This is a genomic window from Kineosphaera limosa NBRC 100340 (assembly GCF_000298215.1).
Taxonomy (GTDB): domain Bacteria; phylum Actinomycetota; class Actinomycetes; order Actinomycetales; family Dermatophilaceae; genus Kineosphaera; species Kineosphaera limosa.
Genome location: NZ_BAHD01000019.1, coordinates 44537 through 60954 on the forward strand (window position 1 = coordinate 44537; position 16418 = coordinate 60954).

General features: G+C 70.6%; 15 protein-coding genes, 2 tRNA genes and 3 pseudogenes. 11 read left to right on the top strand and 9 right to left on the bottom strand.

Translation table 11 applies throughout. From position 1 onward, the window contains the following. Together KILIM_RS06835 and KILIM_RS06840 are read right to left on the bottom strand one after the other, a co-directional pair. The gene (locus KILIM_RS06835; RefSeq protein WP_006591921.1) at positions 1-753 is read right to left on the bottom strand and encodes a CPBP family glutamic-type intramembrane protease; all 753 of its coding nucleotides are present in this window, start codon (positions 751-753) and stop codon (positions 1-3) included. Continuing rightward, the gene (locus tag KILIM_RS06840) at positions 746-2131 is read right to left on the bottom strand and encodes a cryptochrome/photolyase family protein (protein ID WP_006591922.1); all 1386 of its coding nucleotides are present in this window, start codon (positions 2129-2131) and stop codon (positions 746-748) included. Before KILIM_RS06840 ends, KILIM_RS06835 begins: the two co-directional genes overlap by 8 nt. Positions 2132-2218: 87 nt before the next feature. Between KILIM_RS06840 and KILIM_RS06845 the strand changes: the two genes are divergently transcribed. From KILIM_RS06845 to KILIM_RS06860, 4 genes are read left to right on the top strand one after another with little or no spacing between them, the layout of a single operon-like run. Next, a complete protein-coding gene (locus KILIM_RS06845; RefSeq protein ID WP_006591923.1) occupies positions 2219-3442 on the top strand; it encodes a cytochrome P450 in 1224 nt (407 codons plus the stop codon). Then, a complete protein-coding gene (locus KILIM_RS06850) occupies positions 3442-3783 on the top strand; it encodes a lycopene cyclase domain-containing protein (protein WP_006591924.1) in 342 nt (113 codons plus the stop codon). The genes KILIM_RS06845 and KILIM_RS06850 overlap by 1 nt, the downstream gene beginning before the upstream one ends. Next, the gene (locus KILIM_RS06855) at positions 3776-4099 is read left to right on the top strand and encodes a lycopene cyclase domain-containing protein (protein WP_006591925.1); all 324 of its coding nucleotides are present in this window, start codon (positions 3776-3778) and stop codon (positions 4097-4099) included. Before KILIM_RS06850 ends, KILIM_RS06855 begins: the two co-directional genes overlap by 8 nt. Then, positions 4096-5622: an FAD-dependent oxidoreductase gene (locus tag KILIM_RS06860; RefSeq protein WP_006591926.1), complete on the top strand. Its 1527-nt coding sequence runs from the start codon at positions 4096-4098 to the stop codon at positions 5620-5622. The genes KILIM_RS06855 and KILIM_RS06860 overlap by 4 nt, the downstream gene beginning before the upstream one ends. 497 nt (positions 5623-6119) lie before the next feature. Here the strand turns inward: KILIM_RS06860 and KILIM_RS06865 are convergent, their stop codons facing one another. The 3 genes from KILIM_RS06865 to idi are packed head-to-tail and all read right to left on the bottom strand — an operon-like array spanning position 6120 to position 10164. After that, the gene (locus tag KILIM_RS06865; RefSeq protein WP_006591927.1) at positions 6120-6992 is read right to left on the bottom strand and encodes a phytoene/squalene synthase family protein; all 873 of its coding nucleotides are present in this window, start codon (positions 6990-6992) and stop codon (positions 6120-6122) included. Next, positions 6989-8500, bottom strand: a complete 1512-nt coding sequence (gene crtI / locus KILIM_RS06870; RefSeq protein ID WP_006591928.1) for a phytoene desaturase family protein — start codon at positions 8498-8500, stop codon at positions 6989-6991. The genes KILIM_RS06865 and crtI overlap by 4 nt, the downstream gene beginning before the upstream one ends. Beyond that, positions 8500-10164, bottom strand: a complete 1665-nt coding sequence (idi, locus tag KILIM_RS06875) for an isopentenyl-diphosphate Delta-isomerase (protein WP_006591929.1) — start codon at positions 10162-10164, stop codon at positions 8500-8502. The genes crtI and idi overlap by 1 nt, the downstream gene beginning before the upstream one ends. Positions 10165-10290: 126 nt before the next feature. Here idi and KILIM_RS06880 point away from each other — a divergent pair, with 126 nt between their 5' ends. From KILIM_RS06880 to KILIM_RS24940, 7 genes and pseudogenes are all read left to right on the top strand, one after another. Continuing rightward, the gene (locus tag KILIM_RS06880) at positions 10291-11172 is read left to right on the top strand and encodes a MerR family transcriptional regulator (protein WP_006591930.1); all 882 of its coding nucleotides are present in this window, start codon (positions 10291-10293) and stop codon (positions 11170-11172) included. Between the two features lies 1 nt (position 11173). Then, positions 11174-11278 (top strand): annotated as a pseudogene (locus tag KILIM_RS23930) (transposase); the annotation flags it as partial. A 454-nt stretch (positions 11279-11732) separates the two neighbouring features. After that, positions 11733-12632 (top strand): annotated as a pseudogene (locus KILIM_RS06885) (type IV secretory system conjugative DNA transfer family protein); the annotation flags it as partial. 85 nt (positions 12633-12717) lie between these two features. Beyond that, entirely contained in the window at positions 12718-13158 is a 441-nt protein-coding gene (locus KILIM_RS06890; RefSeq protein ID WP_006591932.1) for a single-stranded DNA-binding protein, read from the top strand. 37 nt (positions 13159-13195) lie between these two features. Next, positions 13196-13735, top strand: coding sequence for a hypothetical protein (locus KILIM_RS06895; protein ID WP_006591933.1), 540 nt, complete (start codon positions 13196-13198; stop codon positions 13733-13735). A gap of 4 nt (positions 13736-13739) precedes the next feature. Then, positions 13740-13967, top strand: coding sequence for a hypothetical protein (locus KILIM_RS06900; protein WP_006591934.1), 228 nt, complete (start codon positions 13740-13742; stop codon positions 13965-13967). A gap of 236 nt (positions 13968-14203) precedes the next feature. Beyond that, positions 14204-15190: pseudogene (locus KILIM_RS24940) on the top strand (recombinase family protein); the annotation flags it as partial. Between the two features lie 156 nt (positions 15191-15346). Here KILIM_RS24940 and KILIM_RS24945 read toward each other — a convergent pair. The 4 genes from KILIM_RS24945 to KILIM_RS06920 form a co-directional block, all read right to left on the bottom strand. Next, the gene (locus KILIM_RS24945) at positions 15347-15706 is read right to left on the bottom strand and encodes a hypothetical protein (RefSeq protein ID WP_246308482.1); all 360 of its coding nucleotides are present in this window, start codon (positions 15704-15706) and stop codon (positions 15347-15349) included. Positions 15707-15803: 97 nt separating this feature from the next. Continuing rightward, positions 15804-15876, bottom strand: a tRNA-Ala gene (locus tag KILIM_RS06910). A 42-nt stretch (positions 15877-15918) separates the two neighbouring features. Next, on the bottom strand, positions 15919-16101 hold the full coding sequence (locus KILIM_RS25430; RefSeq protein WP_040562489.1) for a DLW-39 family protein: 183 nt from the start codon (positions 16099-16101) through the stop codon (positions 15919-15921). Between the two features lie 118 nt (positions 16102-16219). After that, positions 16220-16293 (bottom strand) — tRNA-Ile (locus tag KILIM_RS06920). Positions 16294-16418 lie beyond the last annotated feature (125 nt).

The following is a 16418-nucleotide window of genomic DNA, read 5'->3' on the forward strand; positions in this document are numbered from 1 at the left end:
TCAACCTCCCAGGGTGAGGACGGGGCCGAGCAGGAAGAGCATCCCGAGCGACCAGGTGAGGTGGGCGGCGATGGGTCCAGCGACGCCGCCGGTCACGCGGCGCTGCGCCGCGGTGAGCAGGCCAAGGCACGCCGCCGCGAACGTCAGCAGCGGCACCCCAGAGAACAGCGTGGACGCTGTGTAGAGCGCCGTGGAGCCCACCAGATCCCACCGCGGCCCGAACGCGGCGTAGACGGCGCCCCGGAAGAACAGCTCCTCGGCGATGCCGTTGACCACGGTGATCACGGCGACGACCCACACCGACCCCAACCGCGCGTGGTCCAGGATTTCGTCGACCGGAGCCCGCAGGACCGGGATCCGCGCGATGACGAACGCGCCCGCGAGGAACAGCGTCAACAGCATCGCGCCCAGGATCAACCCCTGTAGGACGCCCCGGCTCGCGGCTCCCGAACGGGTGCGCCCCCGACCCAGCCGCAGGGGTCCGGACGCCAGCGCCCCGGCCCCCCACAGCCCGGCGACGCCCGCGGCGGCCCCGTAGAACAGGGGGTCGCCCGGACGGATGGCCAGCGCCCCGCCCAGGGCGAGCGCCCCGACCAGGACAGTGAGGGCGACCACGACACGCCGGCGCAAACGCTGCCCGCAGGGCTCCGGCAAGGGAGAGCCCACCGGGCTGAGCAGGGACGCGCGGAAGAAGGCCCGCAGTTCGGCCACCGGACCGCGTCGGCCCACCGGCGCATCCGTCAGGTCAGGCACGCGACCCCACCGCCCCTCGCACCTCGGCGTAACGAGCCAGCGCCTCGCGGCGTTCGGCGCCGTGATCGACGATGCGCTCGGGGTAGCCGTGTGCGTAGCCCTCTTCAACCGCCCAGGGCTCGTGGGCGGTCGCCCCCGACAGGTGCGCCAACTCGGGGACCCAACGGCGGACGTAGTGACCATCAGGGTCGAAGCGCAGCCCCTGCAGGACGGGGTTGAACACCCGAAAATAGGGGGCGGCATCGGTGCCGGTGCCGGCGATCCACTGCCAGCCGTGGGTGTTCGAGGCGAGGTCGCCGTCGATGAGGTGGTCGAGGAACCACCGCGCACCGGCCGGCCACCACACGTGGAGGTCCTTGGTCAGGAAGCTGGCCGCGACCATGCGCACTCGGTTGTGCATCCAGCCGGTCGCCAGCAGCTGGCGCATGCCGGCGTCGACGAGCGGGAAGCCCGTGCGACCCTGCTGCCACGCCTCCACCAGGTCGGCGGAGTCCTCGTACCGGATGCCCGCCAGTGCGGGGCGCAGGTCGGCCTCCAGGCTCTCGGGGTGATGGTGCAGAACGTCGGCGTAGAACTCACGCCAGGCCAGTTCGGTGACGAAGCGCTCGGCGTCCGGCCCTCCGGACGCCTCGAGGTCGGCCAGCAGCGAGCGTGGGTGCAGGACGCCGAACTTGAGGTACGGGGAGAGCCGGGAGGTGGCGTCGAGGTCGGGGCGCTCGCGACGGGTCGCGTACCCCGCCAGACCGTCCGCGAGGAAGGCGCGCCACCGGTCTAGCGCCGCCCCCTCCCCTGCCGGGGGCAGGTCCGGGACGCCGGGGGCGTCCAACGCAGCCTCGAGGCGGGACCACGACTCGCCCGCAGGAGCGGCGGGAGCGAGGACGAGGCTGGGGGGCTCCTGTGCCGGGGCCCGCCAGCCGTGCTCGCGCCACGCCCTGGCGAACGGGGTGAAGACCTCGAACGGCTTGCCCTCCCGGGTGCGGACCCGTCCGGGCGTGACCATGTACGGACTGCCCGTCTCGACCCAGGCGACGCCGACCTCGGCGAGCGCGTCCCGGACGCGTGCGTCCCGGGCTGCGCCGGCGGGCTCTGTCTCGGTGGAGACATGGACCGACCCCGCCCCGCGCGCCCGGGCGAGAGCAGGCAGCACCTCGGCCGGCTCTCCCTGGAGCAGCGTGAGGTGTCCGTCATAGGCCTCCCGCAGCGCGAGCAGGGTCGCCGCCAGCCACGCTCGGCGGGCGGCCCCCGCAGTGTCGAAGAAGGCGGGGTCGAGGACGAAGCAGACCGTGACCTCGCCCCCGGCGGCGCGCTCGTGGGCTGCTGCCAGGGTGGGGAGATCAGCCCGACGCAGGTCGCGCCGGAGCCAGACGATCGCGCCCATGCAGCCAGCCTAGGGATTGGACAAACATTGCACAAGTGACCGATGCGCAAGCTAGGGTCGTGCTTGATTCACCGCGAAGGAGCCCCTGTGACCACGCCTGCACCCCGTCGCCGCTCGTCGCGGGCCGGCGAGCGCGAGGTCCCGCGGGTGGCCTTGGAGGACGGCCTATGGCGCATCCGATCTCTCCCGGTGGCCCGGCAGGTCTTGCGGGCGCGCCGGGAGACGACCCAGGCGGGGTTCACGGCCGAGTGGATCCCCAAGGGGTGGTTGCGGCACCACCCGATCCTGATCTCGGACGGCCCGCTGCATGATGCCCAACGCGTCAAGGTGGGCCGGTTCCTGGCCCCCGCGGTTGTCGCCGACCGTTACCTCAACTTGATGGAGCGCGGGGCTGACGCGCTGCTGGACGGCCAAGGCCGCGACGAGTTCGCCCTCGACGACCTCGCGCTGCTGTACTCGGTCGAGGTCACCGCTCACGTCGTGGGCCTGACCGAGTCACGGGTGCCGGCGATGGCCCGCCGGCTGGTCTCGTTCTTTCGGCAGCCACCGTTCGACCTGGCCAAGCCGCGCCTGGGTCGGACGCCCCGGCAGTGGGCCACGGCCGCGGCCAACGGGCTGTGGCCCCTCGTTCGGTTCCACCTGGCCGACGTGCGCCCGGCCATCCGGAAGCGGCGTCGGCTTCCGGCTGACGACATCATCAGCCACCTCATCGCCGAGGGCTACACCGACGCCGACATCCTCGTCGAGTGCCTCACCTACGGCACCGCGGGAATGGTGACCACCCGCGAGTTCATCACGATGGCTGCCTGGCACCTCCTGGACGACCAGGACCTGGCCGATCGCTACCGGGCGGCGCAACGCCCGGAGCGGTTGGCGATCTTCAACGAGATACTGCGCCTGGAGCCGGTGGTTGGCCACCTCTACCGGCGTGCCACGGCTCCCTTTACCCTGACCGAGGGTGACCGGACGTGGGCGGTGGCGTCCGGGGACCTGATCGACGTCGCCGTCCGCCAGGCCAACGCCGACCCGGACGCCGTGGGTGCCGACGCGCTCACCCTGTGCCCCGGCCGCCGGCTTCCGGCCGGGGTCAACCAGGCGGGGCTGAGCTTCGGCGACGGGGCGCACCGCTGCCCGGGCCAGCCGCTGGCCATCCTGGAGGCCGACGTGCTGCTCACCCGTCTCCTGGCGCGCGAACCGGTCGTGCTCGGCGAGCCGGCGCTGGGTTGGGACGACCTCATCGCCGGCTACACACTGCGCGGCCTCCGCCTCCGGCTTGAAGCACCGGCCACCACGGCGGGGAGACAGCCCTGATGGACGATCGCTACCAGTACCTGGCCCTAATGGCCGCCTGCGTGCTGGTCACCCTTCCCTTGGAGTTCCTGCTCCGGGCCCGGGTGTACCGGCGCCCGGTGCGTCTGGCCCTGGCGATGCTGCCGACGCTGGTCGTCTTCGTGGCCTGGGACATGCTCGGCATCGCGCGCGACCACTGGTCCTACAGTCCTCGGTTCACCACGGGCATCATGCTGGGCCCCATGCCCCTGGAGGAGCTGGTGTTCTTCCTCGTGATTCCGGTGTGCGGCCTGCTCACGTACGAGGCTGTCGGCAGCGTGCTCCGGCGCGTCCGCGGCGGGGAGGAGGACGCGCATGCCTGAGTACACCGTCCTCACGCTGGCGGCCATCCCCGCCGTCGCCGCGATGGAACTCCTGTGGCTCCGAACCGGCCTATTCCGCCGGGGACAGTACTGGCTCGCCATCGCGATCGTCTTCTTCTTTCAGGTCTGGGTGGACGGCTGGCTGACCAAGCTGAGCGACCCCATCGTCCTGTACAACCCCGCGCACCACAGCGGCGTCCGATTCCCCTGGGACATCCCGGTCGAGGACTTCGGGTTCGGTTGGGTGATGGTCACCCTTACCATCCTGGTGTGGGAGCACCTCGGTCGTCGCACGAGCACCCCGGAGGCATCATGAACCAGCCCGGCTCTCCACGCACCCTCCCCGGCCGCGACCGGCGAGCGGTGCGCCACCCCGCGCCGGGTGGAACCGCACGCACCGGCCACCCCGGGCACGTCCTCGTCGCCGGCGGCGGCATCGCAGGGCTGGCGGCAGCCACGGTCCTGGCCGAACGCGGCGTCCGGGTCACCCTGGCCGAGGCGTCCGATCGGCTCGGCGGGCGGGTTGCCGCGTGGCCGCTGGCCGACGGGCGGACGATGAGCCGGGGCTTCCACGCCTTCTTCCGGCAGTACTACAACCTGCGCGCCCTGCTACGTCGCGTCGACCCGGAACTGGCCGTCCTCACCCCCGTGGAGGACTACCCGCTCCAACGCCCCGACGGCCTGCGCGACTCTTTCACCGGCCTGCCCACCACCCCGCCGTGGTCGATGCTGGAGTTCGTGCGGCGCAGCCCCTCCTTCACCCTCGCGACGCTGGCCCGGGTCAACGTGCCCGCGGCCCTCGAGCTACTCAGGACCCGTTTTCCCGGCACCCACGCCGCCTACGACGGCGAGTCCGCGGCGGCGTTCCTGGATCGGTTGCGCTTCCCCCCTGAGGCGCGCGCCCTGGCCTTGGAGGTGTTCGCCCGCTCCTTCTTCGCCGACCCGCGGGAGTTCGGCGCCGGCGAACTCGTGGCGATGTTCCACACCTACTTCCTCGGGTCCGCCGAGGGCCTGCTCTTCGACGTGCCGGAGGACGACTACGACACCGCCCTGTGGGCGCCCCTCGGACGCCACCTGGCGGGTCTCGGTGTCACGGTGCGCGTGGGCGCCCCCGTCACCGACCTTGCGATCGGGGCGGACCGGGTGACCGCGCTGGTTTCCGGCTACCCGATCGAGGCGGACGCCTGCGTCCTCGCGGCCGACCCGCGCTCCGCCCGGGAGCTGATCGCGGCGCTGCCGGACGCCGACCCGGCCTGGCGGGACGCCGTCGCCGCGACGCGCAACTCGCCCCCGTTCGTGGTCGTCCGGCTCTGGCTCGAGCGCTCCGTGGACGCCGACCGCCTCGCCTTCCTCGGCACGACCGGCTACGGGCCCCTCGACAACGTGTCGGTGCTGGAGCGCTTTGAGGCCGGCGCCGCCACTTGGGCGCGGGACACTGGTGGCTCGGTGGTCGAGCTGCACGCCTACGCCTGCGCCCCAGCGGTGGCGTCCGACCGGTCCGCGGCGGACCAGGTGGCCGCCGCGCTCGAGGAAGAGCTGCACCGGGTGTTCCCCGAGACGCGCGGGATCGCCGTTCGCCACCGGGAGGTCCTGGTCCGCGACGACTGCGTCCTCATCACCCCGGAGCCGTGGGAGGCACGCCCCGGCGTCCAGACTCCCTCGCCCCGCCTGGTGCTGGCGGGCGACTGGGTGCGGTGCGACCACCCCGTCGCGCTGATGGAGCGTGCCGCGACGACGGGCTTCCTTGCCGCCAACGAGCTGCTCCGCGGCTGGGGCGTCCGGGGCGAGGACCTGTGGACCGTGCCCTTGCGGGGCCTCCTGGCCCTTCCCACTCGCTGAGGCGGTCGGTCAGCCGCCGGCACGCCGGGGGTCTCGTCGGCGTCCTGGTCGGCAACCGGAGGCTCGGGCGGGGCCGCCTGCCCGGTGTCGGGCGGCGTGAGGGGCAACAGGTGACAGTCCGCGGACAGCGCGGCGGTGCCCAGGTTCCTGCGTGCGCTGTGGGTGAGGTCGTCCAGACCGATCGCCCTCCAGAAGTCCCGGTGCTGTTCACAGTCCAGGACGGCGGTGTCCTGGCCGCACGGCGGGGCCCGGTTGCGCCCCGCGGTGACGTGCAGGTAGCGATGGCCGGAATCCCTGGACCGCCACGCGACCACCTCCGGGCGGCAGGATCGTCAGTTCGTGCGCATCTTCGACCGGGTACACGATTCCCCCTCCGCCGGTGTCCTGGACGGGTCCTCACCCGCCCTCCACGGTCTGCACCGGACCCGGCTGGCCCCCTCGGCTATCCGGGCCGGGCAACCAGTTGGATTTCCCTATCCCGGTGACCGTGTCAAGGGTCAGCGGCGCGGCACCCCAACCGTGACCGACCGCAGCGCCACGGCCAGCTTCTCGGCGTCCGGCACCCGGATGCGCCCGCCGAACACGTCGTAGCCGGCGGCCTCGATCCGGTCGAGGATCCGGCTGTACAGCACCAGGGCCGTCCCCACGCAACGCCGTGAGGCAGGGGGGAGCAGCGGGATGCCCTCCTCCGCCTGGACGTATAGGCTGCGGGCGCGCGCCACCTGCTCGGCCATCATCGACCGCCACGCCGGGGTGACTGTCCGCAACCAGGGGTCGGCGCCGTGGCGCTGCAGGTCCGCCTGCGGCAAGTAGACGCGACCCCGGTCGAGGTCCTCAGCGACGTCACGCAGGAAGTTGGTGAGCTGGAACGCGTTGCCCAGCGCCCGCGCGGACTCCTTCGCGTCGGGTGAGTACGGCTCGAGGACCGGCAGCATCATCTCGCCGATCACGGCCGCGGAACCCTCCATGTACCCGTCCCGCAGTTCCTCCCAGGTCGCCCACGTGTTGTGCTCCAGGTCGGACGCCATGGCAGCGAAGAACCGCTCGAAGCTTTCCGGGTCGGTTCCGCGACGTCGGATGCTGTCGACGATGGCGGCCATCACCGGCTCGTCCGAGCCCTTCTCCAGCGACCGGAAGAAGGCGGCGCGGAAGGCGGACAGCCGCTCCCGGGGCGTCCCCCCCGGCGGCACGACGGCGTCGACGCGGTCGGGTTCGTCGACGATGTCGTCGGCGAGCCGGCACAGGGCGTACACGGTGAACACGTCACGACGCTGGGCGGGCGGCAACAGGCGCGCCCCCCAGTAGTAGGTCGTGCCGTACTGCTTAGTGAGTTCCCCGCAGCGCCGGTAGCCGGCCTCGAGGTCGGTCATCGCCGCATCTCCTGGACGCGCTGGGCCGCGAGCTTGCCCGAGATGAGCACCATCGGGATGCCCACGCCCGGAGTGGTGCCGGAACCGGCGAAGATCAGGCCGGGCACCCGCCGGTCGACGTTGCGGGGCCGGAAGGGGCCCGACTGCATCAGCGTGTGGGCCAGGGCGAACGGCGTGCCGGCCGCCATGCCCTGGGCCTGCCAGTCGGCCGGGGTCACGAGCTCCTCGGTGACGATGTCGGTGGGGTACCCGAACGAATCGAGAAACGTGAGCATCCGGTCGCGCAGCCGGGGGCCCTCGCGGTTCCACTCGAGGCGTCCGACGTGGAGGTTCGGCACCGGCTCGAGCGCGTACAGCGTGTGCGCGCCCTCGGGGGCGACCGCCGGCGCGTTCACGGACGGCACGGCGACGTACCGGGAGGGGTCGCGCATGGGAATGCCGGTCTTCATCAGGTCGGTGAACGCCTGCGACCACTCCTTCCCGAAGTGGATGTTGTGGTGGCCGGTCGCCTCGGGAAGCTCGCCCTTGACGCCGAGGTGCCACACCAGTGCACTCGGCGAGTACTGGCCGCGGCGGGCGACCCGGGGCGGGGTCAAACCGGGCAGGAACCGCTCGTAGGCCACCGGCAGGTCGGCGGTCACCACGACCGCGTCCGCCGCCAGGCGCTCCCCGCTCTCCAGCACCACACCGGACACCGCACCGCCGGGTACCCGGGACACCTGGTCCACCGTCACCTCGTAGCGGATCTCCACCCCTGCGTCCTGCGCCGCCCGGGCCATCGCCGCGGGCACCGCGTGCATGCCGCCCTCGGGGAACCAGACGCCCTCGATCGAGTCCATGTAGGTGATTACCGCGTACAGCGCCAGCGCCTGGTCGGGCGCCAGACCTGCGTACATGGACTGGAAGGTGAACACCCGGTGCAGGCGCTCGTCGGAGAACCGGCGTGCGACCTCGGGCCCGAGACGCTTAAATCCCCCCAGCCGGAGCAACTCCGCTACTGCGCGGGGCGAGCGGAACAGGCCCAGCGGCGAGTTGAAGTTGGCGTCGATGAAGTGGGGCAGCTCCACGTCGTTCAGCCGACGCAGCCAGACCACGAAGTCGTCGAACGCGCGGGCGTCCTTGGCGCCACTCTCGGCCTCGATTACCTCGCGCATCTTCTCGTACCCGGGGCGGACGAGCAGGCGCGATCCGTCGGCGAAGAAGGCGTGGTAAGCCGGGTCGAGCAACTGCAGGGTGACGTAGTCGCTCACGCTGCGTCCCACGGCCCGGAACGCCTCCTCCAACAGCGGGACCATCGTGAACACGACGGGGCCGGTGTCGAAACGGAACCCGTCACGCTCGAGGATGCCATTACGCCCGCCCGGGAACGACTCGCGCTCCACGATCGTGACCCGGCACCCCCGGCCCGCGAGGTGCAGGGCGGCGGCCAGACCGGACAACCCCGCACCGACCACGACGATGTGCCCACGGGCCGCGCCCGTCCGCGCGGTCGAACCGTCCGGCGCCATCACGCCGACCGCCAGGCGATCATGCGCGCGGCCTCCGTGAGGCCGACCACGCCAGGCCTGGCGAGGGGCGCCCGATCCAGGCACGCGAGCCCCGCCTGGACCTCTTCGGCGATCAGGCGTTCCAGCATCACGTCGATGCCGGCCGCCCGCAGCGCGTCCGCCAGTGCGGGGACGTCCTCCCGGGTGAAGCCAGGTGCGCCCACCCGGTTCAGCAAGTCAGCCGCATCGCCGGCCAGGTGCTCACGGGCTAGCGACAGCAGCACGGTCGGCTTGCCCTCGTAGAGGTCGTCGCTTGCCGGCTTGCCGGTAAGCTCCGGGTCTCCCCACACGCCCAGGTGGTCGTCGCGCAGCGCGAAGGCCGAGCCCAGGTGGTCGCCGCAGGTCATCAGCGCGTCCAGAACCTCTTGGGATGCCCGTGCGGCCGTGGCCCCCAGCTGCAGCGGCCTGGTGACCGTGTAGCGGCCCGACTTCGTGCGGGCCACGTGCTCGGCGTGCCGACGGTCGCGACGTCCGGCCGCCGCGCCCGTCAGGTCGGCACGCTGGCCGGCGATCAGCTCCACCGACAGGTCGTACCAGACGGAACGCATCGCGGTGGGCAGCCCATCGACGATTCGGTCGGCCAGGGCGTGGGCAAGGTCCCCCAGCAGGATCGCCAGGTTGCGGCCGAACACCGAGCCGTTCCCCCGAGCCGAGGCGTCCTCATGCCAAGCCTTCGCCTCGACGTGGGCCGATGGACGCCCCCGGCGCCGGTCGGACCCGTCCATGACGTCGTCGTGGAGCAGAGCGAACACGTGGAGCAATTCCACGGCGGCAGCCGCCCGGACCATGTGCCGGTAGCCACTATCCCCGTGGACGCCGCCGGCGGAAATGAATCCCCAGTAGGCCATCGTGGTGCGGATGCGCTTGCCCCGTCCGATCAGCAAGCCGCGCAGCCACTCCGGCAGGTCCTGGCGCAACACGTCGACCCCCAGGCCTGCTGAGAACTCCTGCCAATCCTCGGCGAGGGCCAAGAGTTCCTCCTCCAGCAGGGAGTCCACGTCGCGACGGACGGCGTCCGGGTCGGGGCTCGGGTGGTGCCCGAACGAGGCTCCCGCCGCCATCGCGGCGACCATGAGCGGCACCTGACTGGCCGCCCACGGGCTGTACACGTGCGGCGTCGCGGTGATGGCGGCGGCGAGGCTCTCCCAGGTCACCCAGGCCCAATCGGCCACCTCGGCCGGGTCAGGGCGGGGATCCTCGTCGGCGACGAACCCGGCGTACACGGGGCACACCTCGTTCTCGACGATGCCCGAGGCGTCTGTGGCCCGATAGCGGAAGTCGGGCAGCACCGGCATGAGCGGGCCCACCATGAGACCCAACTCCTCACGGATCCGGCGCCGGGCGGCGTCCTCGATGTCCTCACCGGGGCGCGGGTGGCCGCACGCCGAGTTCGTCCACACGCCGGGCCACGTCGTCTTGCCGAGCGCGCGCCGGGTCACGAGCACCTCCCCCCGGGCGTTGAACAGGTAGGTGGAGAAGGCGAGGTGGAGCGGCGTGGCGTCCGTGTGAACGCGCAGGCGGTCTGCGCGGCCCACCGGGCGACCCGGCTCGTCGAGCAGGACGACGTCGTCGCCGTCCGGTGAAGCGGATACGTCGTAGCGAGGGGGGCTGGCATGGCTCGACATGAAATCCGTCCAACGTTTGTCTAAGGTCTGTGAGCAACGGTAGCCGGGACGAGCGATCCCGCGCAAGACAATGTGTCCAATGTTTGTATAAACTATCCCCACACCTCGTCCTAAAGGGGGGAGCGGTTGTACACGGTCAGCCAGGCGGAAGGCCTCACCGGTATCCCCAGCACCACACTGCGCGCCTGGGAGCGCAGGTACGGCATAATCGCGCCGCGGCGCACCGAGGGCGGCTACAGACTCTACGATGCCGCCCAGATCGCGATGCTCCGCGAGATGGCCGCCCGCGTCCAGGGCGGGATGCGGCCGGCCCAGGCCGCCGCGAGCCTGATGGACCAGCAGCCACCCACACGCACGCGCGCGACTTCGCTGGACGCCGGCACCCCCGACCTCGTCGCGGCCGCGGCGTCCCTCGACCCCACCGCGCTGCGCGAGACGATCGACGAGGCGTTCGGCGCAGAACGGTTCGAGGACGTCGTCACGACCTGGCTCCTCCCGCAACTGCGCCTGCTCGGGGAGGCGTGGCAATCCGGCCGGTTGACGGTGGCGCAGGAACACTTCGCCTCCGCAGGGCTGATGGCCGCCCTGGCGGCCGCCTACCGCAACGCGTCCGGGCAGTCCCGTGGACCGACCGTCCTTGTCGGGCTGCCGGCCGGGGCACGCCACCAACTGGCCATCTTGGCGTTCGCCACCTGCCTGCGCCGGCTCGGGTCGAACGCGCTCTACCTGGGTGCAGACCTCCCCACGGAGGATTGGGCGATGACGGCGCGCGGCCAGCGGGCGAGGGCGGTCGTGCTGGGGGTGTACTCCCCCGCGGACGCCGCGTCCGCCACCCTCGTCGTGAAGGCACTAGCCGACTCGGCGGTGCCGGTGTGGGTGGGCGGCGCCTCAGCGGCGGGCGTCCGAGGGGCGGCACCACTCCCGGACGACCTCCCCGAGGCGGCACACCAACTCAACCAGGTCCTGCTGCTGCGGGGTCTCCACCCACGGGCATCACAGGTGACGTGAGACAAGCTTCCCGCAGGGACTATGGCGCCAGATCTGGTCCAACCACCCCAACGAACGATTGAACAAGGAGATCCGCCGCCGCACCGACGTGGCGGGCATCTCCCCAGTGGGCGCGATCCGATGCCACAGCTGAGGTTCGGCGGTCGGGATGAGGTTCCCGGACGATGAGGCGAGGTGGTCTTGGCGATAGCCTCGCGATGTGACCGTCGGAGCTACCTCCTGGCCTGCCCGCGGCTCCGAGTCGCGGTTGCTGAGTTGATAGAAGGCGCGGACCACCCAGCCAGTCACCCGCCCTCCCCAGGTCGGGGGACAGGAACCGGCGGCCAGCAGCGGCGTCCCGGCTTGCCTTGACGATCACCCGGGTGCAGCCGTTCTTCAACAGACAACCGCGAAGCGCCGCCCATGGCAGCGCATGATGTCGCCATCGGTGTCGTAGGCGATGACGATGAGGACGGCCGGCCGTGGCCCGCCGCGCCGCGGGATGAACCTCCCCAAGGTCGGCGGAGGGCGTCGTCTGCCCAGGGGTTCCACGGAGTCGAATTCCTGGACTTTCGTTCAACGGTCGCCCGCCCGCCGAGCTGTTTCGGTGGACCCTCGACCCCAGCGCTGCGTCGGAGGCCGTCGCCATCCTCAACTCCCACCCGAATGCGGCGATGGGCTGGGACGACTCACTGGGCGCGATGATCGACGCCGACCCCAAGACCCGCGACAGCATCTGGCAAGGCGTCTCCCTCGCCCTCGCCGCCCTCGCAGACCCGCGCGTACTCGATGCCGTCACACCAGGCCCACACGAACACTTCGACCCCGAGACCTTCCTCACCGAACAAGGCACCCTCTACCTCCTCGCCACCGGTGCCGGAGCAGGAGCCTCCGCATCGCTGGTCGCGGCGTTCGTCGAAGACCTCATCGAAACCGCCCGCCGGCTCGCCGCCCGCTCACCCGGGGCACGGCTTGACCCCCCGTTGCTGCTCGCGCTCGACGAGATCGGCAACCTCGCACCGCTGCCGTCACTGCCGACGCTCATGGCCGAAGGCGGCGGCACCGGGATCACAACCATGCCGGTCTTGCAGTCCCTCGCCCAAGCTCGCGACAGGTGGAGCGAGCACCAGGCCGGCGCGATCTGGGACGCCAGCATCGTCAAGATCATCCTCGGCGGCGCATCCAACAGCCGCGACCTCCAAGACCTCTCCACGCTCATCGGCGAGCGAGACGAGTACACCGACAGCGTGACCCTCGGCGACCACGGAACCCGCTCCAACCAGCGCTCGATCCGCCGCGTCCCGATCCTGCCGCCAGACCGCATCCGAACTCTGCCATTCGGCACCGGCATCACGATGCTGCGCTCCGCGCCGCCCATCGTCACCGACCTCCGCGCTTGGCCGACCCGCGCCGACGCCGCACAACTCCGCAGCGATCGCGACGAACTCGAAGCACTGCTGCGCCGTCGCCCCGCCTCCTGAACTTGGGCGCTTGGGTGCCGTAGCGCACCTGCCTGACAGAGCGACCCACACGCAGTTGGTCGCCCGAGTTCAGGAGGAGGCCATCATGGCCATTCACACCCAGGAATCGCTGTCAGGCTTCATCGCCTCGGAGCCGTTACTCACCGAGACGACCAAGGGAGACGCCAGGTTCTTCGCCCGTATCGGCAAGGAGCACTTCCGCCGCGAGGACGACGGCTCGTTCACGCAGACCGAAACGACCTACCACCACCTGGTGATGTTCGGGCGTTCCGCTGAGCACGCGCACGCGAACTTCGCCCAGGGCGACAACTTCGTCGCCGAGGGCTACACCCGGCCGGTCAACTACGAGCGCAATGGTCAGGCGATCGAGGGCGAAGAGTTCGTCGCCAAGAAGATCGGCCACGACGCGGCCCGAACCCGCTACGAGGTCGACCGGACGCCGCGCAATGGAGTCGGTCGGGATGCAGCGGCGTACGACCCGACGCAGCGAGCAGCAACCGCGGCGCACGCCCCGGTCAGCATGTGAGATCGGGAGCCACGGCATCATGAGCGATCAGCATGAGATGGATGAGCCGGACGTCTTCGACTCACCGCCCCGCGTCACCAGCGCGGACATGCCCGAACCGCCTCACCCCGTGAACTGGAACCTGCTGACAGCGCACGAGCTGGAGCAGGAATGGCTCGCGCTGAACCGATGGGTTGACTGGCTGCGACGCACCTACGGCCTCACCGTCGCGGTGGTGCCGCCGTTCTGGCACCACCACCCAGAGATGGTCTGGGAGCTGTCGGCACTGCACCTGCACTGGCTGGGTGCCTACGACCCCGAGCAGAATGCCTCCGCGCCGCTCGGCTGGCACCGCGACTTCGCCGACGCGCGAGAGCGGCTTCGCTACTGGGTCACCGCCTGCGGCACTCGTGGCGACCGCGACCGCCCGACCCGGCAAGCTGCGTGGCCCGGTGAGGAGCCAGCGCCCACCATTCAGGACTTCACCTTCACTGACCGGGACACCGAGTTCGTCGAGTTCGTGATCGCGCAAGTCCGCAAGCGCCAGGAGGCCGAAGACGAGTTCTACGCCAACCTGGCCGAAGACGAGATGCCGTAGACCAATGAGCCGCTACACGAAGAAGACCGATCGTCGCCCGTACGAGGAGCGGTCGTACTCCGTCCGGGCCGTCCACCGCGAACGCGCAGACCTGCACAAGCTCGCCGAGGTTCTCATCCGGCTGACGTTGCAGGAGACCGGCGAGAGCCGCGCGGCCCGCGCGGCCGTGCGGGTGCCCGACACCTACCGGGCGGCACCGGATGGCCTGGCCGCTTCTGAAGCCGCCCGGTAGAATGAACCGTGCAAGCCTCGCGATGCGGGGTGTTGTGGCCTAAACCTCGCCGCTCGGCGGGCAACACGCACCGAGACCATCGGGTCTCGCCCTACAGCCTTCACCGGCTGCTCTCACGATCAACACCCCTCCCACGAACAGTTGGAAGCGCGAGGGTCGAACCGCGTGAGAGTGAGCCCCAGATGACCACCATCGCCGACGATCCGGCAGCCAGCCTCATCGACCCACCCAAGACAATGGCGGCCGCCGTGTCATACCTGCGGGTCTCCACTCGCGAGCAGGCCGAGAAGGGTGGGACCGACGAAGGCTTCTCGATCCCGGCTCAGCGCGAGGCGACCCGGCGCAAGGCCGAACAACTCGGCGCCGGCATCGTCGAGGAGTTCGTCGACGCGGGAGCATCAGCCAAGTCGTCCGACCGGCCCGAGCTGATGCGGATGATCCAGTACGTCAAGGCCAACAAGGTCGCGTACTGCATCGTTCACAAGGTCGACCGGCTCGCTCGCAACCGCGCCGACGACGTGAGCATCCATCTCGCACTCCAACAGTGCGGGGTCATGCTCGTGTCCGCGTCGGAGAACATCGACGAGACGCCCTCGGGGATGTTGCTGCACGGCATCATGTCCACCATCGCCGAGTTCTATTCCCGCAACCTCGCCACCGAGGTCTCCAAGGGCATGACCCAGAAGGCCATCGGTGGCGGCACGAACGGGCGCGCCCCCGTCGGGTATCTGAACGTCCGCAAGCGCGACGAACTCGGCCGCGAAGTCCGCACCATCGAGCTCGATCCTGAGCGAGCGCCGATGATCGAGTGGGCGTTCAAGGCGTACGCGTCGGGCAACTGGAGCGTCAGCCAACTGCACGATGAACTCACCTCGCGCGGGCTGCGGAGCCTGCCCACGCCGAAGAGGCCGGCGAAGCCGCTGGCGGTGTCCACCATCCATCGACTCCTGACCAACCCGTACTACAAGGGCGATGTCATCTATCGAGGCACCCGCTACAAGGGCAACCACCCGGCGCTCGTTCCTGCCGAGGTCTGGTACCAGGTCCAGTCCGTGCTCACCGCGCACCAGTGCGCCGTCGAGGCAACCCAAGTCCACGGCCACTACCTCAAAGGCGCCATCCACTGCGGCCAGTGCGGCTCCCGACTCATCGTCTCCAACGCGAAGAACCGCCACGGCAACGTCTACTGCTACTTCGTATGCTCTGGGCGGCACTCCAAGCGCACCGACTGCACGCGCCAGGCGATGCTCATCGAAGATGTCGAGAAGCTCGTCGAGGACTACTACACGCGCGTCCAGATCACGCCCGCCCAGCAGGATGCGCTCGCGGGCATGCTCCACCACGAGTTCGATCGGCTCATGGCTGCCGAGACCGAGGAGCTAGAACGCCTCACCACCAACCGCGACCGGCTCGAAAGCGAGCAGGACCGGCTCATGCAGGCGCACTACGCCGACGCGATCCCGCTCTCCGTGCTCAAGCGCGAACAAGACCGCATCGTCGCCGAACTCGACCAGGTGACCCGCCGCATCGACGCCCACTTCGGCGACTACGCCGAGGCCCGCGCCCACCTCGACGACGCCCTCGGCCTGCTCGCCAACTGCGCCGACATCTACACCCGCTGCGACGACACCAACCGGCGGCTGTGCAACCAGGCATTCTTCACGAAGGTCTTCATCGACGAGGACAACGAGCTGCGGGTCGAGCACAACCGGCCCTTCGAGATGCTCCTTGATCCGCAAGTCAACGCGAATGCCCTGACCTGGGCCGCAGACGCCAACAAGGCCCGAACCTCGGCCAGCGTTTCCGTTGGCAAGGGTTCGAGCCTTGTGCGTGGGGTGGAGCCAAGGGGACTCGAACCCCTAACCCCCTGCTTGCAAAGCAGGTGCGCTACCAATTGCGCCATGGCCCCGCGCGGCGCCCGCGAGCGGGCGTCGCCGATCTTCAGTGTGACTCAGCCGTGGCCGGTTCGAGAAACCGGCGTGCCGAGGGCCCGCTGCGAGGCGGACGGTTCGGTGACCGGGGCCTCGTCGGTGAGCTCGGCCCACAGGTCGGCCTCGGCCCGCTGGACCTGGATGCGCCGGCCGACGGCGACGGCGCCGGCCGCGGCCACGGCAAGCAGGAGGAGTCGCTTCATCGTGGTTCCCTTCGTCCGTGTGCTGGCTGTGCCGCGCGGGCACGGGGCCCGCGTCACACCCGAAATGAGCAATGGGGCGGTCTCTTTTGGAGAACCGCCCCGACTCACTCGATCCGGGTGGGCCTAACAGGACTTGAACCTGTGGCCTCTTCCTTATCAGGGAAGCGCTCTAACCGTCTGAGCTATAGGCCCGGATGTTCGCCGCGGGTGAGCGCGGCGCGGTGCCCTACGTTACCGCACGCGACGCTGGCGGATGAAATCGCCCCGGAGCCCCGTCGTCTCCTGCCGGATCGACGGGCGGCGCGGGGGTGCCTGCG